Origin of the sequence: Kitasatospora sp. MBT63 (assembly GCF_000710465.2) — a bacterium.
In the GTDB taxonomy this organism is placed as follows: Bacteria; Actinomycetota; Actinomycetes; order Streptomycetales; family Streptomycetaceae; genus Kitasatospora.
Genome location: NZ_JAIZ01000728.1, coordinates 17,960 through 19,729 on the forward strand (window position 1 = coordinate 17,960; position 1,770 = coordinate 19,729).

A 1,770-nucleotide genomic window follows, 5' to 3' on the forward strand; every position below is an offset into this window, starting at 1 on the left:
GCGACGCGAGGGTGCGGCGCGCCCGCCCGGTGGCGCTAGCCGGCGGCCGCCCGCTGGAGCGCGCTGGCCAGCAGCGCTAGGTCGGTCGGGCCGTTGCCCAGCTCGCGGACCGGGCGGCGGGTGGGCGGCGCGCCCAGCTGGGACGGGTCGATCGCGACCACCGTCGGCCGCAGGGTGGCCGTACGGGGGATCCGGCCGCTCACCTTGGCGGCCTGGAAGGCCGTCACCCCGCCGTCGGGGCGGCGCAGGTAACCGCGGCCCGGGGTGTCCTCCGGGACGGCCGCGGCGTCCGGCAGATCGATCAGCAGGTCGGACTCGGACGGCTGGTCGGTGCGCAGCGCGATCCGCAGCAGAGCGGCCTCGTCCACCTCGGATCCGGCCGTCAGCTCCGGCGCCCCGGTGGCCGCCACCAGGTGCACGCCGAGCCGTCCGCCGCGGCGGGCCACCTCCGCCAGGGCCCGGGCCAGCGGCCGCCCGGCGGCGGACGTCGGCGCCAGCAGCGCGTCGTAGTCGTCGACCACGACTATCAGCCGGCTCGGGGCCGGCCCGTCCGCGGCCGGGCTGCCCGGGGCCCGGCGCGGTTCGATGATCCGCGGGCCGTCACCGGAGCGGCTGCCCGCCGGCGTGCCGCCGCTGGCGACCAGCGCCGGGGTCCGGGCGAACCGCCGGGCGGCGTGCCAGGCGGTGAAGCCGAGCTCCCCGAGCAGTTCGGTGCGGGTGGTCAGCTCGTCCAGCAGTGATTCGGCCGTCAGCAGGGCCTGCCGCGGGTCGGCGGCCGCGTTGAGGTGGTCGGTCACGTGCGGCAGGTCGGTACAGCCGGCGAGGCCGCCGGCCTCGTCCGTACCGGACGGCGCCCGGCCCTCGATGACCGTCAGCCGCAGCCGTTCCGGCCGCTCCGCGACCGCCAGCGAGGCGATCAGGGTGCGCAGCAGCTCGGTCTTGCCGGCGCCCGCGCCGCCGCCGATCAGCAGGTGTGGCCCGCCCTGCTGGACGGAGGCCAGCTCGGGGTCGGCCAGGTCGACGGTGCATGGCTCGCCGCCGCGCGCGGTGCCGAGCAGCGCCCCGGCCGCGCCGGCCGACAGCGGCAGCTCGGACCAGCGGGCGGACACCTTGGCGGGGGTGACGCTGTCCAGGCCCAGCAGGTCGAGCAGGCGCAGCGAGGCGGGCAGTGGTCCGCGGGCGACCGGCGCGGCCTCCCGCAGCGGGGCGAGCACCCGGGCCAGCCGCTCGGCCCAGGCGGGCGGGACGGCGTCGAGGGCGACCTCCTCCACCACCTCGCGGGTCGCTGCCTCACGGGTCGCTGCCTCCCGGGTCCCGCCGGCCGGCCGCTCGACCGTGAGCAGGGTGCCGACCTCGCCGGTGACCAGGGCCCTCGCGCCGAGGCCGGCCGGCAGCTGCTCGGCCCCTTCGGACAGGCAGATGGTGAAGACACCGTCGGCCGGGCCCCGGTGCAGCAGCTGGGCCAGTGCCTCGCGGCCGGCCGGGGTGCCCGGGTCGCCGTCGACCAGCACGACGGTGGCGGGCGGGCCGGAGCCGACGGCGGCCAGCTCGGCCAGCCGGGCCGCGGTCTGCTCGGGGCCGGCCCCGACCAGCAGCCGGCAGGCCTGGCCGTGGGCCGGGCGCAGATGCGGCAGCCACTGGGCCCAGGTCCACTCGGCGGCGGCCTCCTCGTCGGCGGCGGCCAGCACGAGGTTGAGCCCGGTCGGCGGGTGCAGGGTGGCGAGCTGGGCGACCAGCGCGCGGGCCAGCCCCGCCACCCGGGCCCGGGGG

General features: G+C 79.6%; 1 protein-coding gene. It reads right to left on the reverse strand.

The window, feature by feature from the left end:
* Positions 1-35 precede the first annotated feature (35 nt).
* Positions 36-1,770: FtsK/SpoIIIE domain-containing protein (locus AA75_RS37865; RefSeq protein ID WP_033824976.1), on the reverse strand; the 1,735-nt coding region annotated here is incomplete at its 5' end.